This is a genomic window from Pseudomonas neustonica (assembly GCF_003797945.1).
Taxonomy (GTDB): domain Bacteria; phylum Pseudomonadota; class Gammaproteobacteria; order Pseudomonadales; family Pseudomonadaceae; genus Halopseudomonas; species Halopseudomonas neustonica.
Genome location: NZ_RKKU01000005.1, coordinates 81,671 through 106,964 on the forward strand (window position 1 = coordinate 81,671; position 25,294 = coordinate 106,964).

The following is a 25,294-nucleotide window of genomic DNA, read 5'->3' on the forward strand; positions in this document are numbered from 1 at the left end:
GCCATGAGCGAGCAGCTGTCGAATGCACGTCTGGTAAAGCGCCTGTTGTTTACGGTGGTGGCGATGTTTGCCTTTGGCTTTGCCATGGTCCCGCTGTACGACGTGATGTGTGATGCGCTGGGCATTAACGGTAAGACCAGCGGTACCGCCTATCAGCAGGAAACTGAGTACATCGATGAGAACCGCACGGTACGCGTGCAATTTCTCGCCACCAATGCCGAAGGTATGAGCTGGTCGTTTGGGCCGCAGGCCGATGAATTATCGCTGCATCCCGGCGAAACCCGCGAGATGCTGTTTCATGCCAGCAACCCAACCGACCATCCCATGGTGGCGCAGGCGATTCCCAGCGTCGCGCCATCCAAGGCCGCCGCCTATTTTCACAAGACCGAGTGTTTCTGCTTCACCCAGCAGGTGCTGCAACCGGGCGAGAGCGTGATGATGCCAGTGCGCTTCATCGTCGACCCGGCGTTGCCCAAGGACGTGAAACACCTGACGCTGGCCTACACGCTGTTTGATGTATCGGATCGGATGCCTGAGAAGCTGGCAATGTCAGCGCCACAGGCTAACTGAGTAAAGACTGCCAGATAAGGAGAACAACAGATGGCGAGTCACGAAACCTACTACGTACCGGCGCAAAGCAAATGGCCAATCATCGCTTCGGTCGGCCTGCTGCTGACCGTATTTGGCGGCGGCAGCATGATTAATGGTATGAGCAGCGGCACCGGCAGCGCTGCCGGCAAGTGGATCTTCTTTGCCGGTGCATTGACCATTGCCTACATGATGTTTGGCTGGTTCAGCAGCGTGGTGAAAGAAAGCGACCAGGGGCTGTACAGTCAGCAGATGGACCGCTCTTTCCGCATGGGCATGGGCTGGTTCATTTTTTCCGAGGTCATGTTCTTCGCGGCGTTCTTCGGTGCACTCTTCTATGCCCGCACCTTTGCCGGACCCTGGTTGGGGGGCGACGGCGACAAGGGTGTAGCCAATATGCTGTGGCCGGATTTCCAGTTCGCCTGGCCATTGATGGTCAACCCGGACGCCACAACCTTTCCTGGCCCCAGAGAAACCATCAGCCCCTGGCAGCTGCCACTGTTCAACACTATCATCCTGATTTCTTCGAGTGTGACAGTCACCTTTGCGCACCATGCCCTGCGTGCCGACAAGCGCGGCGCGACCAAAGCCTGGCTGGGCCTGACCGTGCTGCTCGGGGTGATCTTTCTGGTGCTGCAGGCGCTGGAGTACCAGCACGCCTATCACGATCTGGGACTCACCCTGAACTCCGGTATCTACGGCTCAACCTTCTTCATGCTGACCGGCTTCCACGGCGCCCACGTCACCATGGGCACGCTGATTCTGGCGATTATGCTGATCCGCATCACCCGTGGCCATTTCACCCCGGACAAACACTTTGGATTTGAGGCGGCCAGCTGGTATTGGCACTTTGTCGATGTGGTCTGGGTAGGCTTGTTTGTCTTTGTCTACATACTCTGAGGCCGCCCGGCGGCGCGGCGCACGTTCTGGTTCAATGCAGCCAGGGCGTGCTCCAGCGCAACTCGCCGGACCAAAAGCCGTAGCCAATCAGCGCCACCAGCAGCACGGTCAGCGTGATGCGCAGGGTCAATGCCTTGACCAAGCGCCCGCTGCGATTATCGGTATCTTTCATGAGAAAAAACAAACCGCTGAACAAACTGCAGACCACCGCAGCCAGCAAAACCAGAATCGCCACTTTCAGCCACATGGGCAGACACTCCCTTTTATTGTTCTGCGCGCCAGTATAGTCCTGCAGGCAGCCGACCGTGATCATGTCTGAGACCATTACCCAAAGAAGGCGTTTTGCGCCAGGCCTCGGGCTATGGCTGTTTACGCTGAGCCTGCTGCCAGTGCTGGTCGGCCTCGGTTTATGGCAGTTTGATCGCGCCGCGCAAAAACAGCAGCAGGAGCGCCAGATGCAGGAGCGCCAGCAAGCGCCCGCGCTCAGTCTCAGTCAGCTTGAGCAGAGCCGCCCCGCCAACTGGCAGCGGCTGGTACTGACCGGACATTTTGATCGCCAGCGCATCTGGCTATTGGATAACCGCACCCGCGATGGCGCGGCGGGCGTTGAGGTATTACAGGCGTTTCAGGATGACAGCGGCCAATGGCTACTGATCAATCGCGGCTGGATGCCCTGGCCAGACCGCAGCGACGTTATCCAGGTCAGTACACCCAGCGGCCGTCAGCAACTGCTGGCCGAGGCACTACCGGCCCCGGGCAGCGGATTTCGCCTGGGCGATGCCGCAGCCGCTTCAGCCGATTGGCCGCGTCTGATTACCCAAATCAATCTCGCCGAATTAAGCCAACAGGCCGGTTTGCCGCTGGCCAGTTGGCGCGCGCGACTGATCGAACCCAGTGCATCGGCCGCCCTTCGGCTCGACTGGCCTGATCTACCGATGAGCTCCAGCCGCCACACCGGTTACGCCGTGCAATGGTTTTGTCTGGCTGGCGCACTCTTTGTCTTATTTGTCTGGGCCGGCCTGCGGCCCGAATCTCGGGGGAATAACAATAATGATGAGCATGACAGATAACCCGTCAGCCACCCGCCCACGTGGTCAGCTCAAGCTGCTGGCCATCTGTGCTGTGGTATTTGGTCCGATTCTGGTCGCCGGTTTAATGGCCCATTTTGAGATCGGTATTCCGCAGACGCAATCGAACAAGTCCGATCTGGTCGAGACGCCCATACAGCTTAGCGACTGGCAATTGAGCGTTGAGCCGGTTGGCTACGGTGCGCCCTGGCGATTGCTGGTCACCAGCGCTGAGGCCTGCGCCGAGGCGTGCCAGCAACTGGTCCATGAAGCGCGCCAGATTAACGTGGCAGTAGGCCGCGAAGCAGATCGCGTAGAGCACATGCTCGCCACCGGTAATCAGCTCACCGCCAGTGAGCAACAGCGTCTGGAAACGCGTTTCCCGCGTCTGCAGCAAACCACCATCTCGGCAACGGCCTATAGCGCGAACCTGCAACAGCTGCCGGCTGAATGGCAACAGGGGCCGCAGCTGTGGCTGGTCGATCCGCTGGGGCGTGTCGTGTTGCATCAGAGTGTTGCCGAACCCGGCAAGCAGCTACTGGATGACCTCAAACGCCTGTTGAAAATGTCCAAAGTGGGGTGAGCCATGCACAAACCCGGATACAGATGGGCGGTGATCGGCCTGGTCCTATGCTTTGTGGTGGTCATTCTCGGTGCCTACACCCGGCTGGTGCATGCCGGGCTGGGCTGCCCGGATTGGCCGGGCTGCTATGGCTTTCTCAGCGTACCGCAGAGTGACGGCGCGCTGGAAACCGCGCAAATGCGCTTCCCGGATGATCCGGTAGAGGCGTTCAAGGCCTGGGCCGAGATGATCCATCGCTACGCCGCTGGCTTGCTGGGCCTGCTGATTCTGGGGCTGGCGCTGTACAGCCTGAAGCAACGCCACCAGCCGGACTATCCGGTCGCACTATGCTTTGGTCTGCTCGGGCTGGTGATCTGCCAGGCACTCTTTGGCATGTGGACAGTGACATTGAAACTCTGGCCGCAAGTCGTCACTGCGCACCTGCTCGGCGGCTTTACCACGCTAAGCCTGCTGTTACTGCTCAGCCTGCGCCTGTCCGGTCGTCTGCAGGCATTACCCGCCAGCCCAGGAATTGCGCGCCTGCGCAACCTGGCGCGCCTGACCCTGCTGGTCGTGATCGGACAAATCATGCTCGGCGGCTGGACCAGCACCAACTACGCCGCCGTCGCCTGTATCGACCTGCCCACCTGCCACGGCGAATGGTGGCCGGAGATGGACTTCGCCACCGGCTTCAATCTGTTGCATCAGGAGGTAGGGCCGAATTATCTGGGCGGCATGCTGGAAGGACCGGGGCGCACCGCGATCCATTTCACCCATCGTATCGGTGCGGTGATTACCACGCTCATGGCGCTCACCCTGGCTTGGCAACTCTGGCGCAGCCGCTACCCGTTATTGGCCAGCCTGGTGACGCTGATGCTGACAGTACAAGTAGCCCTGGGCGTTACCAACGTACTGGCGCATTTGCCGCTACCGGTTGCGGTCGCGCATAACGGCGTAGCGGCACTCTTGCTACTGAGTGTCATCAGCGTGAATTATCGCCTGCGCGCCCCGACCAGCGTGCGAAGGCCAATGCAATCCAATAGCAGCCGCCGAACGCTGGCGGGCTCGGTCTGACTGACCCATACTCACAGCACAACAATAACGGCGGCGCAGAGCCGCTGAAGGGGAAATGACCATGACAACCTTGACCCACACGCTATCGACGCGTGCCGGCTGGCGCGACTATCTCGAACTGACCAAGCCCAAGGTCGTCGCCTTGATGATCATTACCTCGGCGATCGGCATGTTGCTGGCCAGCGACGCCGCCGTACCCTGGCAAACGCTACTGCTAGGTAATCTGGGCATAGCCCTGTGCGCTGGTTCAGCCGCCACGGTCAATCACGTAGTTGATCGGCGTATTGATATTCTCATGGCCCGCACGCAGCGGCGTCCGCTCGCGCAAGGCCGGGTCAACCCGTTGAATGCACTGCTGTTTGCCGTTCTCCTCGGCAGCATTGGTATGGCCATACTGCTGCAATGGATCAACGCCATTACGGCCTGGCTTACGCTCGGCTCATTACTCGGCTATGCCGTGATCTATACCTCCTTTCTCAAGCGTGCGACGCCGCAGAATATCGTCATCGGCGGCCTCGCCGGTGCAGCACCGCCGCTACTCGGCTGGACCGCTGTCACCGGGCAAGTCCAAGCCGAAGGCCTGCTGCTGGTGCTGATCATCTTCGCCTGGACGCCACCCCACTTCTGGGCGCTGGCAATTCACCGCAAGGCTGAATACGCCAAGGTAGACATCCCCATGCTGCCGGTAACGCATGGTGAGCGCTACACCAAGCTGCATATTCTGCTGTATACCTTTATCCTGTTGGCCGTCAGCATGCTGCCCTTTGTCATTCACATGAGTGGCGTGCTCTATCTGGTGGTGGCAACCGGGCTGGGACTGCGTTTTATCGATTGGGCCTGGGCATTGTGGCGAGATAGCCGGCCACATGCAGCGATCAAGACCTTCAAATTTTCATTGTGGTATCTGCTGTGGCTGTTTGTGGCCCTGCTGGCAGACCACTACGCAGGAGTAGCTGGATGGCTTTGAGTGGTGTGCAAAAGACCGTACTGATCTGTACGGCTAGTGTGGCCCTGGTGTTGGGTGCCATCGTCCACAAGGTCACACGCCCCGTGCCGTTCGACCGCAACGCGCTACAAGACGCCGGGGTTTTTCTATTTGATAACCCACGGCCGATCCCCGACGTCAGCCTGCAGGCAGCCTCAGGCGAGCCATGGAGCAAAACCGATCTGCAAGGCCAGTGGGATATGCTGTTTTTTGGCTACACCTTTTGCCCCGACATCTGCCCGACTACCCTCGCCGACCTGCGCCAACTGCACGAAAAGTTGCCCGCTGACGCCCGTGCGCAATTACAGGTAACGCTGATCAGCGTGGACCCCAACCGGGATACACCGCAGCGGCTGAAAACCTACCTTGATTTCTTCAACCCCGACTTTGCCGGCGCCACCGGTGACGCCAGCGAACTGGCCAAGCTCGCCAAGTCGCTCTCGATTGCCTATATCGAGCCAGACACCAGCAAGGAAAATTATCTGGTCGACCACAGCGGTCAGGTGGTGCTGGTCAATCCGCAGGGCGAGTATGTGGGCTTCATTCGCCCACCACTGAAAAACGATCAGTTGGCCAGTTGGCTGCCGCGGATCATGGCGCGCTAAGCGCGCGTTAACACCAACAAGACAGGCTGGCTAAGGGGCTTTGCGATTCGCGGTGCTGTGCTGTTGCAACGACCGTATAACCTTGCCTGACTTGCCCGCGAGCGCCTCGGTCTGACCGTGCTTCTGCGCCCCGGTGCGCGCACGGCTGATCAATCCGGCAATCAGATGTCCTTCTGGCAAGCCTGCCCAGAACCGCAATGGCATATGCCCCTGCATCACCTCGGGGTTCAGGCGCGCAGGATTAAAAATGCTGCTGTAATAGGTCTCCCATAGCGGGTCGCCGCTATCGCGCGCGCGCGCTGCCAGCGATGCCCACTCACCAGGGCAGGTTCTGCGGTAATGCAGTTCATGACCGTCGTACCAGACCGCATCGCGAGAAGAAACGATCAGCCACCGTTGGCGCCCCAACCGCTCGGCAAAATGCATACTGGCGCTGGCCAACACATCATGTGCGCACTCGTGCCAGGCCACGTAGTCCAGCCAGGGGTGATCCGTTAGCGGATGAAAGCGCACAAAGGCATGCAAGTGATGCGCCTCACGACGCACGGCCTTGATGCGGCGCTGCAACTCACTACCGTCCTCGTCGCCCGCCAGCCCTGCATGACGCTCACCTTCGACCACCCTCCAGAGCACGCGATAAAGCAGGTTCCAGCGGCCAGGAGTGCGGTACTGCGCCGCCGTTTCAAGCTCACCCAAGAGCTGCGCTGAAACACGCGGCGGCGGCAGCGCAGGCACTATGGCAGGCTGTTCATCAGCGTTGGGCGCATTAGCGAACAGCTGAGGCTGAGCCTGATCTGCCCATACCACCGCATGTGGCGCCACCTGCTGCATCAGCAAGTGCCGGGCCTGAGCGCGCCAGCGTTCAAAATCGTCGTCACAGCACAGCACCTGCATAAACGCCCCTAGCCCCAAAGCGCCATTTGCGCTGGTTGATCACTCAATTGCCGACGCAATACGCTGGACTCCAGGCTCGCCTGCTGCGGGTGATAGTCGCTGGTAATCATGAAGGGCTTGGCTTTCTCGATGACACAGCGCAAACGCACCACATCGTCGAAGCGAATCCGCTTGAGCCGACGCAGATCAACAATGCGCTGCGCCGAGCGCACACCAATGCCCGGAATACGCGCGATGACCTGCGGTTCAGCCAGGTTCAAGTCAACCGGAAACAGATCACGATTGGCCAGGGCCCACGCCAGCTTAGGGTCGATATCCAGCGGTAAATTGCCCTGCGCGCCGATCAGTTCGTTCACCTTGAAGCCATAGCCACGCAGCAAAAAATCCGCCTGATAAAGGCGATGCTCGCGCATCAGCGGCGGTGCCTGAAAGGGTACGGACGAGGGACTGTTGGGTATCGGGCTGAAAGCCGAATAGTAGACACGCCGCAGCCGGTACTGCCCATACAACGTCTCGGCGGTACGCAAAATTCGGCTATCGTCACTGGCATCGGCGCCCACGATCATTTGGGTACTCTGCCCACCCGGAGCAAATGCTGGCGCACGCTTATCAAAACGCGACTCCTGCGACGCCGAATCAATGGTCCCCATCGCCCCCGTGATACTGATCAACTCTTTCTCCGGCGCCAGCCGGACGAGACTTTCTGCGCTGGGCAGCTCAATATTCACACTGAGCCGGTCAGCGTAGCGCCCAGCCTCTGCAATCAGCGCCGGATCGGCCTCGGGAATGGTTTTGAGATGAATATAACCGCGAAACTGATGCTCTTCGCGTAGCACCTTGGCCACACGTATCAACTGCTCCATGGTGTAATCGGGCGACTGAATAATGCCCGAACTCAGAAACAGGCCGCTGACATAGTTGCGCTGATAGAAATCCAGCGTCAGCGTCACTACCTCTTCCGGCGTGAAGCGCGCGCGAGGCACATCACTGGAACGGCGGTTGATGCAATACTGGCAATCGTAGAGGCAAAAGTTGGTCAACAGGATCTTCAACAGCGACACGCAGCGACCATCGGGCGTATAGCTATGGCAAATGCCCATACCGTTGGTCGAGCCTATGCCATCCTTGCCCTTTGAGCTGCGTTTGGGCGCGCCGCTGCTGGCACAGGAGGCGTCGTACTTCGCCGCGTCGGCCAGTACGGTGAGTTTCTCGATCAGCTCCATACCGCACCTTTATACTGTATATAAATACAGCATAATCGATGCACTGAAGACACTCAATATACTCTTGCGCGCGAGCATCACCCAGCTAGCCCCCAGGAAGAGCAGGCATAAGTCCAGCGGCTGGGTGCGACTATGCGCGTCGGTCAGTAGCGACGAGCTGGCGTCGCACGCAGGCGTTGAGCAGCTTTATAGCAGCGACCTAACTGCGCCGCGGCACACTCAGCGCCAGCATGAACAGAGCCGCCGCGCAGACCACAATGGAAGGCCCGGCCGGCGTATCCAGATGCCATGACATGCTCAGGCCACCAAGCACGGCCAAAACCCCCAGTACGCTAGCGCCCAGCGCCATCTGCTCGGGTGTCCGCGCATGCCGCTGAGCCGCTGCCGGTGGAATGATCAGCAGCGATGTAATCAGCAACACCCCCACGACCTTCATCGCCACCGCAATCACGATCGCAATCAGCAGCATCAGCGCCAAACGGATCGCCGTGACCGGCAGCCCTTCGACTCGCGCCAACTCTTCATGCACGGTAATCGACAACAGGTTGCGCCAGAGCAGACTCATCAACACCAGCACGACCAACAGACCACCCAGCATCCAGCCCAGATCGGATGCGGTGATCGCCAGCAAGTCGCCAAACAGATAGGCCATCAGATCGACGCGCACGTTCTCGGTCAGCGCCAGCACGACTAGGCCAAGCGACAGGGTGCTATGCGCAAGAATGCCCAACAGCGTATCGCTGGCCAGCCATTCCTTGTGCTGCAGGGCGACCAGCAGCACGGCAATCAGCACACAGCCGACCGTTACTGCCAATGTCAGGTTGATATCCAGCAGCATGCCCAGCGCAATACCCAGCAGCGCCGAATGCGACAGGGTATCGCCAAAATAGGCCATGCGCCGCCAGACCACAAAAGAGCCCAGCGGACCGGCCACCAGTGCCAGCCCAAGCCCGGCCAATAAGGCGTACAGCAGAAAATCAGGCATGGTTGCAGTCAGGTCCGTGGCGGTGTTCATGGGGCACGACTTCGCCGTGCATATCGTGGGCATGGTCGTGGTGATGGCTGTAAACCGCCAAGGCGCTGGCCTGCTCACCAAACATGGCGACAAAGGCCGGGTCCAGGCTGACCTGCTCCGGATGCCCGGAACAGCAAACATGCCGATTAAGGCAGACCACGGTATTGGTCGTCGCCATCACCAGATGCAGATCATGCGACACCATGAGCACGCCGCAGCCGTAGCGATCACGCAAGCGGGTAATCAACTGATACAGCTCAATCTGGCCGTTCACGTCGACGCCCTGCACCGGCTCGTCCAGCACCAGCAAATCAGGCTCGCGCAGCAGTGCGCGCGCCAGCAAAATGCGCTGCAACTCACCGCCCGATACCTGCTGCAGTGGGCGCTGCAATAGATGCTCAGCGCCTACCTCGGTCAATGCCGCCAGTGCCGCCGCCTTCTTCGCCCCGGGTGACAGCAATAGAAAACGCTGCACCGTGAGTGGCAAGGACGCATCAATCTGCAGCTTCTGCGGCATGTAGCCGATACGCAATTTTGCCTGCCGGTTCACCTGCCCGGAGGAGGCCTTAAGAAGGCCCAACACAATACGTACCAGGCTGGTTTTACCAGCGCCATTGGGCCCGATCAGGGTGACAATCTCACCGCGTTTGACCTGCAGATTCACATGCTCAAGCACATCCGTGCCATGCAAGCGCAGGCTGACGTCCTCCAGCGCTAACAGCGCTTTACTCACGCTGCCTCCCGGCACTGCGAACATAGGCCGCTGATCTCAACGGTTTCGCCCTGTACCGCAAAGCCATGGCTCTTGGCCGCACCGGCTATCGCCTTACTGATGCCAGCGGCATCCAGCTCAATCGCGATATGGCAGCCAAGGCAAATCAGAAAGTGACCTTCATGCCGGTGTTCCGGGCTGGCGCAGCCAATGAAGGCGTTGAGCGAGGCGATGCGGTGCACCAGGCCCTGCTCCTGCAGAAAATCCAGCGCCCGATACACAGTGGGCGGCGCGGCACGACGACCGTCATCGCGCGACAGGGTTTCCAGAATATCGTAGGCACCTAGCGGCTTGTGGCTTTGCCAAACCAACTCCAGCACGCGTTTGCGCAGAGTGGTAAAGCGAACGCCCTCGCGCGCGCAGACCTCTTCGGCAGCGCCCAGGGCGTGGCTGACACAGCGAGTGTGATCGTGCGGCTGCTGCGGGTCTTGCGCGGAGAGAAACTCGGTCATGGGATCGTCCTGTCGGGTAGCACTACAAAATGGAATCTGTGCGCTCGCATTTGAGCTGTTATCATATAACACTTTACTGTTCAGAGGTACGCCCTACCATGTCATCCTTTCGCCTGCTTGCTGCCTTGTGCGGGCTGCTGCTCACCCTCAACGCCCACGCCGACCCAGTACGCGTGCTCGCCTCAATCAAACCAGTACAGCAAATCGCTGCTGCCGTACTCGATGGCATCGATACGCCCGCCGCACTCCTGCCCGCAGGTGCATCACCACACTCCTTTGCACTGCGCCCCTCGGACCGCCGCGCACTGGCAAGTGCCGAGCGCATCTACTGGGTCGGCCCTTCGCTGGAACTCTTTCTGCAAAGCACCCTGCATGAACTACCCAGCGCTCGCGAACTGGCCGAGATACCCGGCCTGCGCCTGCGTCACTTTGACGAAGACGCACCGGCACATGACCACAACGCCAATGAGCACGCCGACGACCATGACGCAAGTGCGGAGCACGACGGCCATGACCACGGCCCGGGCAGTATTGACCCGCATATCTGGCTGTCACCGGAAAACGCAGTCGTTATCGCGCGCTGGATGGAGGACGATCTCGCCCCTCTCTACCCGCAACAGCACAGTCTGATCGAAGCCAATGTCGCCGCTTTCGAGCAACGCATGCAAATACTGGAGCAGCAACTCACAGAGCGCTTTGCACCGTTAAAAGACAAACCCTACTTTGTGTTTCACGATGGCTACGGTTATCTGGAGAGCTATCTGGGATTGCAGCACCGCGGCGTGTTCAGCCTCGCCCATGAGATTCAACCGGGGGCACGCCACGTTAACGAATTACGCAATACCCTGAGCGCAGCAGCGCCAGCCTGCGTATTCAGCGAACCGCAATTCACCCCGCGTCTGATCAACAGCCTGACTGCCGGTTTGCCGGTGCAAAGCGCACAGCTCGACCCAATGGGCGCAGCGACTAAGGTTGGTCCGCACGGTTACGAGCAGCAGCTAAGAGCGCTGACCAACACCTGGGCGAGCTGTCTGGAACAACTATAACCCTTCCGCATAACGTCAGCCCCAGCCCGCTGCAGCCCACAAGCAGCGGCGGTCGCGCTTCGCGCCTAACGCCCTTCTCGCAAAGAAGGCAGCAATTTGACGTCAAAAACATAGACCGTTAATAGCACTTTGCCATAATATGCCTGGCATTGGGTTTTGCCAGGCTGCGCAAATGTGCAAGTGCTCAGGTTTCTGACACAACAGGACCAAGCAAAGCCACATCTCGACACTGGACGACGAAAGGCCCCGCTATAAGGGCTACTACTGGATAAGGACATCATGTGAGGCGTGACCGTTCACTGCGGCTTTCGGCCGTAACTTCATACCCCGCTTTTTCTCAGCACACCGCATACCAGGCCACTGCGGCGGCCTATTACTGCGTCGGTGGCAACCAGCCCTGCGTTAAATCTGCTCTAACACTCACTGCGCTGAAACGGCGCCTCCCCCAACCCAAGCGCTCAAGAAGAACCTATGTATAAATACTCCAGAAATATGTTGCCCGTAGTTGCCGCCCTGGCACTCATCGCCTGTTCTAGCGGCCCCTCTGAAAGCGATATCCAGGCGCTTCTAGAGGCACAGGTGACGCAAACCAATAGCATGCTGAAGGGAATGGTTGGCTCTGACATGGCGTCTGACATGCAAGCCAAAATCCACGAGGTCACGCTCCATGGCTGCGACGAGATTCGTGATGCCACATACCGCTGCGATGTTGAAGTGGATCTCTCCATGCCCATGGCCGGACGCACCACAACACGTTCGAGCATGACCCTGACGCAAACCGAAGCAGGCTGGGCAGCCACCCGCTAGAGCCTGGCTCATTCCAACACCGTCGCGGTAACAGCGACAATACTGATCAGAAGTAAAAGGAAGCTAAAGATGACTCAATCCACACCAACACTCTCTGCAAACGATGCAGGAACAGCCAAGATTGTTTATATCCTGTATATGGTTGGGCTCGTAATGGGCATTACCGGCATCGTAGGTGTCGTCCTCGCTTACGTGAACAAAGACAACGCGCCGGAATGGCTGAAAAGCCACTATCAGTTTCAGATCCGCACCTTCTGGATCGGCGCTTTGTATATTTTTGTCGGCTGCCTGTTTGCCCTGCTGCTGGTCGGCTACCTCGTGCTCCTCTTCTGGGTGGTATGGCTGATCGTACGCTGCATCAAGGGTCTCCAGGCACTGGATAGCCAGCAACCGCACCCTAACCCCAAAAGCTGGATGTTCTGAAGCTTGGTTGCCAATTGAGCGCGGCACACGAATAGCGTTGCCGCACTCACCCCAAAGACAGACAGCGGCGCGCAGATCAATCCTGCGCGTGCGTGTTACCGCACTGAGCTCCCCTTATCTGCCCCATGAATGCCGCAAACGCCAACGCCAGAACGCCCAGGCGCAAATCGTCAGCTCCACCAAAAACACCCAATGGATAACAAAATTCAGCCACCACGGCTGATAACGCGCGGTCACCTTGACCAGCGCATAGCGTTGATCAACCAGTGGCGCAAACCACCAGATGTCACCGGCCAGGGTATCCAGCAACACATGCAGCATGCCGCCCAGGCTGAATATCAGCAGTAAACAGGCCGCCGCCGACTGCCGCCCCAACCAACGCCAGCCCAAGGCAAAGGCGATCAAGCCCAGCCATAGGGACGGCCAGTGCGTCATGTAACGATGATGGTGCGTCTGACCGTGGTCGACAAACAGGAAGTAAAGCATGTCGAAGTCCGGCGCCACAGCGCCCAGCATGCCGGCAGCGATCACCCATGAGGCTTTGACTGGCAGCGCGCGCACCCGTTCGAGCAGGTAACTGGAAAGAATGTAGCCGGACGGCAGGTGGGCAATCAGCATCGGAGTCTAGCGCCTATTCAACAGGGGACTTGCGGGCGAAACGACTCCGCGCCACCCTGTGACCACGTCTTTTGCCCCGGGTTTCACGCGCACTGTCAGTAGCCTTATTTACAGGTTACCGGTAGTACTCGAACGCCTCCTCCTCATGCGCCGGCAGCTGGCGAATGAAGTGCTCAGCTGAGTAGCTTTTGCAGGGTATATCCGCCAGCAACTTGTCATCCTTGACCACATAAACACCGGCCCTCTCTATCTTGTCTCGACCACCATCGGCCAGCCAATCACCATTGCTGATACTGGAATAGACGACATACTTGTAGCGGCCAGCAGCAAAGGTCAAATTACCCTCACCGCCACCGCTGTAGGCCGTGCGACTGAAGTGAATCGGCGCGGTTATCTCCAGCTCCACGCGCTCAGGGGTACCAAAGCGATAGCTCAGCGTGTCATCGGCGAGCCCACAAACCGACAGACTTTTACTGCCCACTCCGCACGAAAAAGCGACCGTCTCGCCTTCAGCGCACAAACCCTCGGCCTGTGCGTAACCGGTCCCGAGTAACAGCAGTAGCGCTAACATCCTGTTCATCTAATTACCCCGGAGCAAAGTTGATCTGCCCGTTATCGATCAAGCGAATAAGCGCTGACAGCTAAGTATAGCGACGATCAGAGCCAACTAGTCCTGCGTCACCATACCCGTCTTTTTGCCATCCAGGCTCAGTAGGTTCTTCTCTGACCAGTAAGTCTCGACGCCCTCTGCACCCCTGCCATCGGCCCATTTAGTCAGCGTGTCGCGCTCGGCCTTGAACTCATAGAAGGGCACAGCAAAGCCGCAGGAGGTCTGCACCAACTCAATCTGCAAGTCGAAAATCTGCCGGGCGCCCGTGTACTCCGGGAATAAGCGAATCAACTCGGGCCATTTGGGATGATCGGGATAGATCACCTCTGCGCTGCCATAGATCCGCAGAATCAGTGGCTGCTTGTCGAAGGAACAAAACATAATGGTCATGCGCGGCAGTTCAAGCACATGCGCGGCGGTTTCATTACCACTGCCGGTCAGGTTCAGCCATACCAGCCGACCAGCCCCCAATACCCGCAAGCTATCCATGCCCTTGGGCGATACGTTCACCAGACCATCTGCCGCAGCAGAGCCGACAAAGAACAGGTGTTGCGCGGCAATAAACTCGCGGTGCGGCACCTCTAATGCTGCATATTTTTGTGACACTGACTACCTCCTGTAAACCAGACTCGGTTAGCACAGCAGAACCTATGGTGCCTTATCAGGCTCGCCACCCGCAGCCAGATCACCCGCTACATTGCCAGCGGCATTGATCACCCTGGCGGCATCGCCGTCAGCTTCAACCTCAATAAGATGCGGTATGAAATGCAGTGAGTCATAGCCTCCAACAGTTCTACGCAGCGACGCAAAACGAGCGCGCAGATACTAAGCGATACCAATTGCCCAAGGATAAGACTGAAGACGACCGACCCGCCTTGCGGACGATGCGGTTACCAACTGCGTGAGTAAGTGCGCGCCATCCTTGAGCTCCGGCGAACTGACGACTACCAGAATCCGAAAGTAATCCCATAGCGGACCGAGGTAAAGCGGATGTTATGCATGGTGCGCTGGAGCCCTTATGGGCAGGGGCCTGGAGCCGACATCGCCACCCACTTGTAGCGATTTATTGGCATTCACTACATTTATTGAATACAAAGCTGCTACGTTTTTGTACACAATGTGCGCCCTTTTCACGCACTTGGGCTTTGTTCGGCCTGGGTTCTTGTCTTGATTCAGGCCTGTAACGGCTAGTTGGCCGGTGCAGGAGAAGGCGGAACAGAACGTGCAAGCGCAACCGGCAGGGCGGTGAACTCAGGCCCTGCTTGGCAACCACAACAAGACGCAAGGAACGGCCCATGGCTAACGACGACTTTCAGATACATGACATCGACCCGTCGCTACACAACGAAGACCTGGCGCCATTGCCACCGAGCAAGCGCAACTGGGGCTGGTTCGAGATCTTCAATGTGTGGTCAAACGATATTCAGAGCCTGTTTGGCTATACGCTGGCGGCAACGCTATTTATTTCCTACGGCCTGAGCGGCTGGGCGGTACTGGGCGGCATCGTATTGGCGGGCTTTATCGTCATGGGGCTGGTGCAGTTGACCGGTAAACCCAGCGTTAAATACGGTATTCCCTTCCCGGTGATGGCGCGCTCCAGTATGGGCGTGCGTGGCGCCAACTTCCCTGCGGTGGTTCGCGGAATTGTGGCGATCTTCTGGTATGGCGTGCAGACCTATTTTGCCTCTACCGCAGTAGCGCTGCTGCTAAACGCGGTGCTGGAGTCACCGGCTGACGCGGCGACGTTTTTGGGGATGACCACGGTTGGCTGGGTATCTTACTGTCTGGTCTGCGCCTTTCAGGTCATGCTCTTTGTGCGCGGCATGGCATGGATTACCCGCTTTCTGAACTGGGCTGGCCCGCTGGTGTATGTGGTGATGATCGCACTGATGCTGATCATCTGGTATCAGGCCGGGCCCAGTTTGTGGAACGAGCTAGACACCATCTTCAGTGGCACTGGCGATTACAAGTCAGGCCCGGTTGCCGCTTTCTTTGCAGTGGTGGGCACCATGGTCGCCTACTTTGCGGCGGTGGTAATCAACTACGGTGACTTCGCCCGCTTCGTAACCAACGAGAAGCAGATGACCAAGGGCAACTTTCTTGGCCTGCCGGTCAGCCTGGCGATTTTCTCGCTGATTGCCTTGGTGATTACCGCCGGCACCGTGGTGGTCTTTGGTGAAACCCTGACCAACCCGACCGATATTGTCGCCCGGGTCGACAGCCTGACGCTGACCATCATCGCGGCGCTCACCTTCTTTGCTGCAACCGTGGGCATCAACCTGGTGGCCAACTTCATTCCACCCGCTTACGACATTGCCAACCTGGCACCCTCGCGCATCAGCGCTCGCACCGGCGGCTTTATCACAGCGGCCATTGCCTTTTTTATTGGTGCGCTGTGGGTGTCGTTTATCAGCCAGGTAGGCATCGCAGCCTTTGTTGATACCCTAGGGGCGATCCTGGCACCGCTATACGGCATCATAGTCGCGGATTACTACCTGGTACGTAAGCAGCAGCTGAACCTGCAGGATCTGTTCAGCGCCAAGGCGGGTTCAACCTACTACTTTGATGGCGGCTGGAACCGCAAGGCAATGATCTCCTTTGCCGTAGCCTCGATCTTCTCGGTGGCGTCCGTATGGACGCCAGCATTAAGCCAACTGGAGGGCTACTCCTGGTTGCTGGGCGCCTTGTTGGGTGCGGTGCTGCATTACGCACTGATGCACAACGCGGCCGCGCTGCATCAAGCCAAAACAGCTGAAAACCAGAGCTGAAAGGGGTAACTGCACCGCGCCATGCAGGCCCGGTGCAGCATTATTGCTTTACTGGATACGCTGAAATGCCTCGCCGATGGATTGGCAGGCCTTGCGCAGCCACACCTTGGTGCGCTGACGTTCCATCATGCTCAGATTTGCACCATCACTGCTCTTGATGTTGATCGCCGACCAGAAGCTGAGGGCCAGCTTGTCGATGCGGTGCAGGGTGGCCGTGTGCAGCTCGGGAATATCCACTACGGCCAGCAGGCGGTTGGAAAAGCCCTTGGCCAACACCGTATCAATATCCCTGAAGTCGTTGCCGCAACCGTGATTTTTGACCACCACAAAGGGCATGACCGAGCCATACTTCTGCTGAAAGGTTTCCAGCAGCATGACCGAGTCGCGGCCGCCGTCTACCACATACCAGAACACCGTTTTGAGCCCCAGCTCATCACACATCTCCAGTACACCGCTATCCTCCAGCCAACGATCCAGAAACCGCTGACTCTGCGAAGGTAGGTCGACCAGCAACTGCTTGTCTTCTTCATCGGTGGCCAGTTCAACAATCTGATCGATGCTTTCAAAATCGTCCAGCACGATGGGCCGGGTGAACTCCGGGTAGTAGTGCGTGAGGGTCGCGTGGGACTGGTCCGCATCAAACCCGGCATAGAGCAGGCCGTTATCCAGAAAAAACTGAGACAGCAGGCGCGAAACCACGGATTTACCAACGCCGCCTTTCTCGCCGCCAACGAAATGAATGGTGCTCATGGGCCTTCCCTATTGGTGATCATAAACACTGAGTGAATGCGAAATATAGGCCAGTATTGCGTCCCGGCGATGACAAAACCAGCCGCATTGATGCGCTTAGAGCGCCAGCGGCAAGCCAACGGCTACGCGCTGATGCTGAATCAGTACCCGCATGAAATGCTCAGGGTCTTTAACCAACACACCTTGCTGCCCTGCGTGCTGATCGGCTGCCAGGCGACGAGAAAGCCAAAAACGCAACGCCGCTACCCGCAACATATCCGGCCAGCACCGAGCCTCGGCGGGAGTGAAATGACGCAGACTGGCATAACCGGCCAGCAGCGCCTGGGCGCGCTTGGCATCAACACTGGCATCAGCGTTCAAGCACCAGTCATTCACCGCGATGGCGACGTCATAGAGGGTCCAGCCACTGGCGGCGTTATAAAAATCGATCACGCCACTGAGGTGGTGCCCTTCAAACATGACGTTATCGCGAAACAGATCGGCGTGCAGCACCGAACGCGGTAGTCCGGGGTCGGTCAGTTGCCAGTCGGCGAGCGCACCCAGCAGGGCATCGAGCTGGCTGTTATGCAGCGCGGGGCTATCTGCCAGCTGTTGCAGGGTCTGCCGCAACATCCATTCCAGCCCGCGCTCGCTCGGCCGCGCCATGGGCGAGTCAGCAGTGGCATTGTGCAGCTGCGCTAACCAACGCCCCACAGCCTGACAATGGGTAGGATCGGGATGATCTACATGCTGGCCAGGAAGCCTGGGCTGCAGCAGCGCTGGCCTACCATTGAGCTGATGCAGGCACTGGCCCTGGCGATCAGCAATCGCATAGGGCACCGAAAGCCCGGCCTGATGCAGCAGCTCCAGTAGCTCAATAAAAAACGGCAATGCATCAACGTCGCCGCGCTCGACGAGCGTCAGTACATAATCGCCAGAACTGCAGCTGACAAAGAAGTTGCTGTTCTCACTGCCGCCACTGATGCCAGCAAACTCGATCAACCGCCCCAGCGCAAACCCCGCCAGGAAGTCTTCAAGTTGAGCGCGACTGACCTCGGTAAAGACCGACATAACTCAGCTCACCACTCGAAGATTTTCCAGGAGGGAATACGCAGGCCGTCGGGCTGGTCGGAGCGCACATAGTTGCCTTCGTCATCAACGGCAACCAGATAGTAGGGCGCGCCGCTGGTGGGGATCACCTTGATAGCATAGAGAAAGCCATTTACCCGGTACTCTTCAACAGTGCGATCGCCTTCTTCCCGGATGGTGACATCCGGTTCGCCAGTGACGGCATCCTGCGCCATTACCGAGAAGCTGGATGCCAGCAGGAGCACGGCCAGGCCGCGGCCAAATAGTCGAATCATGGTAGTCTTGTCCTATTGTTTGATGACACCCCTATTCTAGCCCCATTACCTCCGGAAATGTTGACCTGACGCATGACTGACTCCGCTCCCCTCGTTTTAGTAGATGGCTCCTCGTACCTGTACCGAGCCTTCCACGCACTGCCACCGCTGATGACCTCAAAAGGCCTGCCCACGGGTGCGGTCAAGGGCGTGCTCAACATGCTCAAGAGCCTGCGCAAACAGTATCCGGATAGCCCCATAGGGGTGGTTTTTGATGCCAAGGGACCGACCTTCCGCGACACCATGTTCGAGCAATACAAATCCCATCGCCCGCCCATGCCCGATGATCTGCGCGTACAGATCGAGCCACTGCACGCCAGCGTCAAGGCCCTGGGCCTGCCGCTGCTCTGTGTTGAAGGCGTAGAGGCGGACGACGTGATTGGCACCCTGGCACGCGAAAGTGCCGCCCATGGCCGTGCCGTGGTGATCTCTACCGGCGATAAGGATATGGCCCAGTTGGTTGATGCGCACATCACCCTGGTCAACACCATGACCAACACCGTGATGGATATTGAAGGGGTAAAAGAAAAATTTGGTATTGGCCCGGAGCTGATCATCGATTACCTGGCGCTGATGGGCGACAAGGTCGATAACATTCCGGGCGTGCCCGGCGTCGGCGAGAAAACCGCGCTGGGTCTGCTGACCGGCCTCGGCGGCGGGCTGGATGTGATCTACGCCAACCTCGACAAAGTGCCCGAGCTGCCTATTCGCGGCGCCAAGAAGCTGCCCGAGAAGCTGGCCGAACACAAGGACATGGCCTACATGTCCTACGCGCTGGCGACCATCAAACTCGACGTTGAGCTGGATGTTCGCGCTGATGCGCTCATGCCCACACCGGCCAACCGCGAAGCCCTGGCCGAGCTGTATCAGGAACTGGAATTCAAGACCTGGCTGGACGACCTGCAGCGCGAAGCCAAGGCCGCCGCCATTAGCGGTGATGTTGCCGCAGCTATCGAGCCAGAGCAGGAAAACAACTACGAAACCATCACCGAACAGGCTGACTTTGAGCGCTGGCTAGACAAGCTCAAGGCCGCCGAGCTGTTCGCCTTTGATACCGAGACCACCAGTATTCATGCGCAACTGGCCGAGCTGGTTGGCGTCTCACTGGCGGTTAGCCCGCACGAAGCCGCTTATATCCCGGTTGCGCACAGCTATATGGGCGTGCCCGATCAACTGGATCGCAACGCAGTGCTCGCGGCACTCAAGCCCTACCTGGAAGATCCGAACAAGGCCAAGGTGGCGCAGCATGCCAAGTACGACATCAATGTACTGGCGCATTACGACATCAATGTGCAGGGCGTGGCCTTTGACACCATGCTGGAATCCTATGTGCTGGACGCCACTGCAACCCGCCATGATATGGACAGCCTGGCGCTGAAATACCTGGGCCAGGGCACCATCAAGTTTCAGGATATCGCCGGTAAAGGCGCCAAACAGCTGACCTTCGATCAGATCGCACTGGAGCAGGCCGGGCCCTATGCCGCAGAAGACGCCGATGTCACCCTGCGTTTGCACCAAACCCTGTGGGCCAAGCTGCAACCGCAGGAGCGCGTAGCCAAGGTACTGCAGGAGATCGAAATGCCGCTGATGCCGGTGCTGGCGCGCATTGAGCGCTGCGGCGCGCTGGTCGATGCCAAACTGCTCGGTGAACAGAGCATTGAGCTGGGCATCAAGATGGTCGCGCTGGAGCGTGAAGCCTTCGCGCTGGCCGGGCAGGAGTTCAACCTGGGCTCACCCAAGCAGCTCGGCGCTATCCTCTATGAAAAGCAGGGCTTGCCGGTACTGTCGAAAACCGCCAAGGGCCAGCCTTCCACGGCGGAATCGGTTCTGGCCGAGCTGGCCGAGCAGGGCTACGAGTTGCCGCAGGTGATCATGCAGTACCGCAGCGTCAGCAAGTTGAAGAGCACCTATACCGACCGCCTGCCGGAGCAGATCAACCCGCGCACTGGGCGCATTCACACCTCTTACCATCAGGCGGTAGCCGCGACCGGACGCCTGTCATCCTCCGACCCGAACCTGCAGAACATTCCGATCCGCAGCGCCGAGGGGCGTCGTATCCGTCAGGCGTTTATCGCCCCCAAGGGTTACAAGGTACTGGCCGCCGACTACTCGCAAATCGAGCTGCGCATCATGGCCCACCTGGCGCAAGACCCCGGTTTGCTGGATGCCTTCAAGCACAACCTCGACGTGCACAAGGCCACCGCCGCCGAAGTATTCGGGGTTGAACTGGATGCAGTCACCACCGAGCAGCGCCGCAGCGCCAAAGCGATCAACTTTGGTCTGATCTACGGCATGAGCGCCTTTGGCCTGGCCAAGCAGATTGATGTTGACCGCAAGCAGGCGCAGGCCTATATCGACCGCTACTTCGCCCGTTACCCCGGCGTACTGGCCTATATGGAACGTACCCGCGAGCAAGCCAGCGAGCAGGGCTATGTTGAAACCCTGTTTGGCCGCCGTCTGTATTTACCTGAAATCAACGCCAAGAACCCGGCCATGCGCAAGGGCGCCGAGCGCACCGCCATCAACGCGCCCATGCAAGGCACCGCCGCCGATATCATCAAACGCGCCATGATCAAGGTCGATCAATGGCTGACTGAGAGCAAGCTGGACGCCCGCGTCATCATGCAAGTACACGATGAACTGGTACTGGAAGTGCGCGAAGACCAGATCGATGCCGTCAGCCAGGGCCTCAAGGACCACATGGGCGAGGCAGCCGATTTGGATGTGCCGCTACTGGTCGAAGTGGGCGTGGGTAATAATTGGGATGAGGCGCACTAAGCGCGCCTTTGGCGTGCAGCGGCAAGTTACAAGCTAAAAGCTGTCCGAGGGGAGTCAAGGGTTCTCTGGTTCGTCTTGAGGCTTGAGGCTTGAGGCTTGAGGCTTGAGGCTTGAGGCTGAAAAACCCGGCGCCTAAGCGCCGGGTTTTTCATAACCAACCGATCTAAATCTTTTTTTGAACTTAGCTGCAACCAATCCGTCAGACCTTACATGGACGGCTTACCAGCCATTCATGCTCCTTAGATGTGATTTAGTGTTGGCAGAAAACCGGGCACTCCCTTTCCTAGCACAGCCCGGTAGTTAACCCCGAGCCTACCTCCCCATAGAAGCTCGGGGTTTTTTTTGCCTGCGATTTAGTGCGGACGATCAATCCGCAGCATCATCACCCCAGTCGTCATCACTCAGCTCTTCTGGTTCATCTTCGTCAAGGTGGTCGCCCATCAGCTCTTCCTCTGGTGGATAAAGCCACTGCTCCAGGCGAGCATAAGCTTCTTCTATCCCTTGACGCTTGGGCGCGGAAAATAGCTGTACGGTCGACATCTCGCCAAAGCTCTTGCGCATCGTGCTCTGAATTTTCAATAGCGCATTTTTGGCCGCACCAAACGCCAGCTTGTCTGATTTACTGAGCAGCACGTGAGCAGGAATATTACTCATCTGCGCCCAATCGAGCATCATGCAGTCAAATTCAGATAGCGGATGGCGGATATCCATTACCAGCACAACGCCAGCCAGGCTGTTGCGCTGCGTCAGATAGGCATCCAGATGCTGCTTCCAGTGCTCTTTCAGTTCCAGCGGCACCTTGGCGTAGCCATAACCGGGCAGGTCAACCAGACGGCGATCATCGTCCAACTTGAAAAAGTTGATCAGCTGAGTGCGACCCGGCGTTTTCGAGGTGCGCGCCAGACGGGCGTGGGTTAGCGTATTGAGCGCGCTGGACTTACCGGCGTTGGAGCGCCCGGCGAAGGCGACTTCCAGGCCAATATCGGCGGGGCATTGCTCAACCAGGCTGGCGCTCTTGATAAAAGTGGCCTGTTGGCAGAGAGATACGAGGGGAGTTGTAGACGACATGGGAAACCTGTTGATTCCGCCCAACGGGCTGGAAAGCTGATGACATTCACGTTTGCGGCGAGCTTAGTATATAATGCCGCGGTTGTGGGAAGCACTGACCAATTGCCTTGCGTTTGCTTTAAAGGCAATTTATCGGTATTCAATGCCCATATTCCTGTGCCTGCGGCAGTTCGACCATTGCGCCGGACGAAGGCGGCAGCTAGCATGGGCAACTATAAGGCAACCTGTGAAGAAAACGCGGTCATCAAGGCCGGACAACAGGCAAAGCCATCATTTTTCTTTTAGCCGTAATTGGATTAGCCGATGAATAAACTACTCGTTAGTCTGGTATTGACTCTGGGCTTTGCCACCTCAGCGCACGCTGTTCAAGGCGATGCCGAAGCGGGCCAAGCCAAAGTAGCCGTCTGCGGGGCATGTCATGGTGCCGATGGTAACAGCGCGGCGCCTAACTTCCCCAAACTGGCTGGTCAGGGCGAGCGCTACCTGCTCAAACAACTGACTGACATCAAGGAAGGTAACCGTAACGTAGTAGAGATGACCGGTTTGCTGACTGATCTGGACGAGCAGGACCTGGCTGATATCGCAGCCTATTTCTCTGCCCAGACCCAAACCATGGGCGTAGCTGATCCGGCGCTGGCTGAGCGTGGCGAAGCCATCTTCCGCGGCGGCGATATGGCCACAGGCCTGCCAGCCTGTACCGGCTGTCACTCACCTACAGGCAAGGGCAACTCGCCAGCGGGCTTCCCGCATCTGGCTGGCCAGCATGCTACCTACACGGCCAAGCAGCTGACTGACTTCCGCGAAGGCAATCGCACCAATGATGGCGACGCCATGATCATGCGCACCGTTGCCAGCCGCCTTAGCAACAAAGACATTGCCGCCGTTGCCAGCTACATCGAAGGCCTGCGCTAAACGCTAAGCTCGCTGTAAAAAAGGATGGCTCAGGCCATCCTTTTTTTTGTCTGCGTTTTCGTACCAAGCCCGCTCTTGTGGCTGCCCGCAGACGCTGCAGGTAATAAAGGCGCATTACCTGCCCGCAAAACCAAAACGTCCGCCAAGAGCAGAGCAGCCAGACAGCTGGCAATGAGCGACCGTATCGAGGGCCCATTCCCTTCCTGGTCGCCAATGGTAAGCACCGTATTGAAGGCAGAATGGCTGGCAGTTCGAGAACATGCCGAAAATTACCGAGTATCTGGTCGAACAGGAACCTAAGGCAGAGCAAAGGACAGCTCGTATGCTATTGACTGGCAACATAGCGCCACAGCTTGCGTCTGGTAATCGGGGAATCTTTGTTCTACTGTCGGGTCTGAAAAGCTAAGATATACGCCTACTACCTGTCTTTGGAGAACTACATGCGTGCGTTGTTAACCGTTGGTCTGATCTGGCTGCTCGGCAGCTTCGGTATGGCTCAGGCGCAAGAGGCGCCTTACCAGGCCGGTGTGCATTACGCCGTACTGCCTACGCCTGCCACTACCCAGGACCCCGACAAAATCGAAGTGGCCGAACTATTCTGGTACGGCTGCCCGCATTGTTTTTCGTTCCAGCCAACGCTGCACGCCTGGTCAGAGACCTTGCCTGAAGATGTTAATTTCCGTCCGGTTCCCGCCATGTTTGGCGGCGACTGGAACACCCACGCTCAACTGTTCTACACCCTGGAAAGTCTCGGCAAACTGGATGAAACCCATGACGCCGTGTTCAACGCTATCCACAGAGAGAACAATCGCCTGAACACCGAAGAGGTCATGGTCGAGTTCCTTGAGCCCTATGGCATCAGCGAGGAAGACTTCAATAAAGCGTGGAACTCCTTTGGCGTGAAGAGCAAGATGAGCCAGGCCGAGCAGCTCGCACGTGCTTATCGCGCTACCGGCGTGCCTTGCCTGATCGTCAATGGCAAGTACCGCATTGAAGGCAAGATGGCTGGCAGCTTCGAGAATATGCTGAAAATTGCCGAGTATCTGGTCGAGCAGGAACGTCAAGCACAGTAAAGGAACGCTCGCATGCTATCGGCTGGCAACATAAAAGGCTTTCGTAATTCACGCGGCTCCATGTCGCCAGCCGAGCTACGCACCAACCACGAGTGCACTCCCTGTGAGCAGAAGCTGCCCGATGTGCTGCGCCTGCTCAGCTTCAACATTCAAGTCGGCAACAATACTCAGCATTATCGCCACTACCTGACTCGCAGCTGGCAGCACCTGCTGCCCCATGCCGGTCGGCATATACAGCTGGGCAAAGTCGCCCAACTGCTGAGCGATTTCGACCTGGTAGCCTTACAGGAAGTAGACGGCGGCAGCCTGCGCTCGGGCTTCATCAATCAAGTGGAACATCTTGCCCGCGAATGTGGCTTCCCCTACTGGTATCAACAACTCAACCGTAACCTTGGACGCTTTGCCCAGCATTCCAACGGGTTGCTGAGCCGCTATGCGCCTGAGCTGCTGGAAGATCACAAACTGCCGGGCATACTGCCTGGACGCGGCGCAATCCTGACCCAGTACGGCCAAGGCGAAGAGTCCTTGTTGGTGGTCATGATGCATCTAGCGCTCAGCCCCAAAGGGCGCGCCAATCAGTTGGCCTATATTCGCGAACGCATTGCAGATCACCGCCACGTGGTACTGATGGGCGATATGAATACCCATGCCGAAGATCTCCTGGAAAAATCACCATTGCAGGGCAGTAAGCTGCACACGGCGACGCTACCGGGCACCTATCCAAGCTGGAAGCCCGCCAAGGTGCTGGATCATATTTTGATCAGCCCCAGCCTGAGCATTGAACAGGTAGACGTGCTGCCACACGCCATCTCTGATCACTTACCGGTCGCCATGCACATTCGCCTACCTGACACTCTCTGCAAACCGAGCTCACAAGGCTAGCCAGAATTTGTGGTTCACCTATAATCTCTGGAAACATCTG

Annotated in this window: 29 protein-coding genes; 16 read left to right on the top strand and 13 right to left on the bottom strand. The window is 58.1% G+C overall.

Going from position 1 to position 25,294, the window contains the following annotated elements:
* The first annotated feature begins 3 nt into the window (after positions 1 to 3).
* Positions 4 to 570 (top strand): cytochrome c oxidase assembly protein, encoded by a 567-nt coding sequence (locus EF096_RS06370; RefSeq protein ID WP_123888791.1) that lies wholly within the window; start codon positions 4 to 6, stop codon positions 568 to 570.
* Positions 571 to 600: 30 nt separating this feature from the next.
* A complete protein-coding gene (locus EF096_RS06375) occupies positions 601 to 1,488 on the top strand; it encodes a cytochrome c oxidase subunit 3 (RefSeq protein ID WP_123888792.1) in 888 nt (295 codons plus the stop codon).
* Positions 1,489 to 1,519: 31 nt separating this feature from the next.
* On the opposite strand, the gene EF096_RS06380 is transcribed toward EF096_RS06375, so the two are convergent.
* Positions 1,520 to 1,801, bottom strand: a complete 282-nt coding sequence (locus tag EF096_RS06380; RefSeq protein ID WP_372237854.1) for a twin transmembrane helix small protein — start codon at positions 1,799 to 1,801, stop codon at positions 1,520 to 1,522.
* On the opposite strand from EF096_RS06380, the gene EF096_RS06385 reads away from it, so the two are divergent.
* From EF096_RS06385 to EF096_RS06405, 5 genes are all read left to right on the top strand, one after another.
* Positions 1,800 to 2,558, top strand: a complete 759-nt coding sequence (locus EF096_RS06385; RefSeq protein WP_123888793.1) for an SURF1 family protein — start codon at positions 1,800 to 1,802, stop codon at positions 2,556 to 2,558. The genes EF096_RS06380 and EF096_RS06385 overlap by 2 nt on opposite strands.
* On the top strand, positions 2,539 to 3,138 hold the full coding sequence (locus EF096_RS06390; protein ID WP_123888794.1) for a hypothetical protein: 600 nt from the start codon (positions 2,539 to 2,541) through the stop codon (positions 3,136 to 3,138). Before EF096_RS06385 ends, EF096_RS06390 begins: the two co-directional genes overlap by 20 nt.
* Positions 3,139 to 3,141: 3 nt before the next feature.
* Positions 3,142 to 4,191 carry a COX15/CtaA family protein gene (locus tag EF096_RS06395; RefSeq protein WP_123888795.1) on the top strand — a complete coding sequence of 350 codons (1,050 nt, stop codon included), beginning with the start codon at positions 3,142 to 3,144 and terminating at the stop codon, positions 4,189 to 4,191.
* Between the two features lie 61 nt (positions 4,192 to 4,252).
* Complete coding sequence (gene cyoE / locus EF096_RS06400; protein WP_123888796.1) at positions 4,253 to 5,158, top strand: heme o synthase; 906 nt, start codon at positions 4,253 to 4,255, stop codon at positions 5,156 to 5,158.
* Positions 5,155 to 5,781: an SCO family protein gene (locus tag EF096_RS06405; protein WP_123888910.1), complete on the top strand. Its 627-nt coding sequence runs from the start codon at positions 5,155 to 5,157 to the stop codon at positions 5,779 to 5,781. Before cyoE ends, EF096_RS06405 begins: the two co-directional genes overlap by 4 nt.
* Before the next feature lie 30 nt (positions 5,782 to 5,811).
* Here the strand turns inward: EF096_RS06405 and EF096_RS06410 are convergent, their stop codons facing one another.
* The 5 genes from EF096_RS06410 to EF096_RS06430 form a co-directional block, all read right to left on the bottom strand.
* Positions 5,812 to 6,675 carry a TIGR03915 family putative DNA repair protein gene (locus EF096_RS06410; protein ID WP_123888797.1) on the bottom strand — a complete coding sequence of 288 codons (864 nt, stop codon included), beginning with the start codon at positions 6,673 to 6,675 and terminating at the stop codon, positions 5,812 to 5,814.
* Between the two features lie 8 nt (positions 6,676 to 6,683).
* Positions 6,684 to 7,898 (bottom strand): putative DNA modification/repair radical SAM protein, encoded by a 1,215-nt coding sequence (locus EF096_RS06415; RefSeq protein ID WP_123888798.1) that lies wholly within the window; start codon positions 7,896 to 7,898, stop codon positions 6,684 to 6,686.
* 199 nt (positions 7,899 to 8,097) lie between these two features.
* The gene (gene znuB / locus EF096_RS06420) at positions 8,098 to 8,883 is read right to left on the bottom strand and encodes a zinc ABC transporter permease subunit ZnuB (protein WP_123888911.1); all 786 of its coding nucleotides are present in this window, start codon (positions 8,881 to 8,883) and stop codon (positions 8,098 to 8,100) included.
* Positions 8,876 to 9,646: a zinc ABC transporter ATP-binding protein ZnuC gene (gene znuC, locus EF096_RS06425; protein WP_123888799.1), complete on the bottom strand. Its 771-nt coding sequence runs from the start codon at positions 9,644 to 9,646 to the stop codon at positions 8,876 to 8,878. Before znuC ends, znuB begins: the two co-directional genes overlap by 8 nt.
* Positions 9,643 to 10,137, bottom strand: a complete 495-nt coding sequence (locus EF096_RS06430; protein WP_123888800.1) for a Fur family transcriptional regulator — start codon at positions 10,135 to 10,137, stop codon at positions 9,643 to 9,645. The genes znuC and EF096_RS06430 overlap by 4 nt, the downstream gene beginning before the upstream one ends.
* A gap of 98 nt (positions 10,138 to 10,235) precedes the next feature.
* Between EF096_RS06430 and znuA the strand changes: the two genes are divergently transcribed.
* The 3 genes from znuA to EF096_RS06445 all read left to right on the top strand — a co-directional run bounded on the left by znuA (position 10,236) and on the right by EF096_RS06445 (position 12,413).
* Positions 10,236 to 11,183, top strand: a complete 948-nt coding sequence (gene znuA / locus EF096_RS06435) for a zinc ABC transporter substrate-binding protein ZnuA (RefSeq protein WP_123888801.1) — start codon at positions 10,236 to 10,238, stop codon at positions 11,181 to 11,183.
* A gap of 471 nt (positions 11,184 to 11,654) precedes the next feature.
* On the top strand, positions 11,655 to 11,990 hold the full coding sequence (locus EF096_RS06440) for a hypothetical protein (protein WP_123888802.1): 336 nt from the start codon (positions 11,655 to 11,657) through the stop codon (positions 11,988 to 11,990).
* A 69-nt stretch (positions 11,991 to 12,059) separates the two neighbouring features.
* The gene (locus EF096_RS06445; RefSeq protein WP_123888803.1) at positions 12,060 to 12,413 is read left to right on the top strand and encodes a DUF4870 family protein; all 354 of its coding nucleotides are present in this window, start codon (positions 12,060 to 12,062) and stop codon (positions 12,411 to 12,413) included.
* 114 nt (positions 12,414 to 12,527) lie between these two features.
* On the opposite strand, the gene EF096_RS06450 is transcribed toward EF096_RS06445, so the two are convergent.
* The 3 genes from EF096_RS06450 to EF096_RS06460 all read right to left on the bottom strand — a co-directional run bounded on the left by EF096_RS06450 (position 12,528) and on the right by EF096_RS06460 (position 14,247).
* Positions 12,528 to 13,031 (bottom strand): metal-dependent hydrolase, encoded by a 504-nt coding sequence (locus EF096_RS06450; protein ID WP_123888804.1) that lies wholly within the window; start codon positions 13,029 to 13,031, stop codon positions 12,528 to 12,530.
* Between the two features lie 115 nt (positions 13,032 to 13,146).
* Complete coding sequence (locus EF096_RS06455; RefSeq protein WP_123888805.1) at positions 13,147 to 13,611, bottom strand: hypothetical protein; 465 nt, start codon at positions 13,609 to 13,611, stop codon at positions 13,147 to 13,149.
* 87 nt (positions 13,612 to 13,698) lie between these two features.
* Positions 13,699 to 14,247: a pyridoxamine 5'-phosphate oxidase family protein gene (locus EF096_RS06460; RefSeq protein ID WP_123888806.1), complete on the bottom strand. Its 549-nt coding sequence runs from the start codon at positions 14,245 to 14,247 to the stop codon at positions 13,699 to 13,701.
* A gap of 689 nt (positions 14,248 to 14,936) precedes the next feature.
* On the opposite strand from EF096_RS06460, the gene EF096_RS06465 reads away from it, so the two are divergent.
* Positions 14,937 to 16,409, top strand: coding sequence for an NCS1 family nucleobase:cation symporter-1 (locus EF096_RS06465; RefSeq protein ID WP_123888807.1), 1,473 nt, complete (start codon positions 14,937 to 14,939; stop codon positions 16,407 to 16,409).
* 48 nt (positions 16,410 to 16,457) lie between these two features.
* Here EF096_RS06465 and EF096_RS06470 read toward each other — a convergent pair whose 3' ends face one another.
* The 3 genes from EF096_RS06470 to EF096_RS06480 form a co-directional block, all read right to left on the bottom strand.
* A complete protein-coding gene (locus tag EF096_RS06470) occupies positions 16,458 to 17,159 on the bottom strand; it encodes a P-loop NTPase family protein (protein ID WP_123888808.1) in 702 nt (233 codons plus the stop codon).
* Between the two features lie 96 nt (positions 17,160 to 17,255).
* On the bottom strand, positions 17,256 to 18,209 hold the full coding sequence (locus EF096_RS06475) for a homoserine kinase (protein ID WP_123888809.1): 954 nt from the start codon (positions 18,207 to 18,209) through the stop codon (positions 17,256 to 17,258).
* Positions 18,210 to 18,217: 8 nt separating this feature from the next.
* Positions 18,218 to 18,502, bottom strand: a complete 285-nt coding sequence (locus EF096_RS06480) for a DUF2782 domain-containing protein (protein WP_123888810.1) — start codon at positions 18,500 to 18,502, stop codon at positions 18,218 to 18,220.
* A gap of 72 nt (positions 18,503 to 18,574) precedes the next feature.
* Between EF096_RS06480 and polA the strand changes: the two genes are divergently transcribed.
* Positions 18,575 to 21,319 (top strand): DNA polymerase I, encoded by a 2,745-nt coding sequence (polA, locus tag EF096_RS06485; protein WP_123888811.1) that lies wholly within the window; start codon positions 18,575 to 18,577, stop codon positions 21,317 to 21,319.
* Between the two features lie 366 nt (positions 21,320 to 21,685).
* On the opposite strand, the gene yihA is transcribed toward polA, so the two are convergent.
* Complete coding sequence (gene yihA / locus EF096_RS06490) at positions 21,686 to 22,387, bottom strand: ribosome biogenesis GTP-binding protein YihA/YsxC (protein ID WP_123888812.1); 702 nt, start codon at positions 22,385 to 22,387, stop codon at positions 21,686 to 21,688.
* Between the two features lie 39 nt (positions 22,388 to 22,426).
* Between yihA and EF096_RS06495 the strand changes: the two genes are divergently transcribed.
* The 4 genes from EF096_RS06495 (at position 22,427) to EF096_RS06510 (ending at position 25,254) form a co-directional block, all read left to right on the top strand.
* Positions 22,427 to 22,672 carry a hypothetical protein gene (locus EF096_RS06495; RefSeq protein WP_123888813.1) on the top strand — a complete coding sequence of 82 codons (246 nt, stop codon included), beginning with the start codon at positions 22,427 to 22,429 and terminating at the stop codon, positions 22,670 to 22,672.
* Positions 22,673 to 22,690: 18 nt separating this feature from the next.
* Entirely contained in the window at positions 22,691 to 23,299 is a 609-nt protein-coding gene (locus tag EF096_RS06500; RefSeq protein WP_123888814.1) for a c-type cytochrome, read from the top strand.
* A gap of 440 nt (positions 23,300 to 23,739) precedes the next feature.
* Positions 23,740 to 24,372: a thiol:disulfide interchange protein DsbA/DsbL gene (locus EF096_RS06505; protein WP_123888815.1), complete on the top strand. Its 633-nt coding sequence runs from the start codon at positions 23,740 to 23,742 to the stop codon at positions 24,370 to 24,372.
* Positions 24,373 to 24,384: 12 nt separating this feature from the next.
* The gene (locus tag EF096_RS06510) at positions 24,385 to 25,254 is read left to right on the top strand and encodes an endonuclease/exonuclease/phosphatase family protein (protein ID WP_372237855.1); all 870 of its coding nucleotides are present in this window, start codon (positions 24,385 to 24,387) and stop codon (positions 25,252 to 25,254) included.
* Positions 25,255 to 25,294 lie beyond the last annotated feature (40 nt).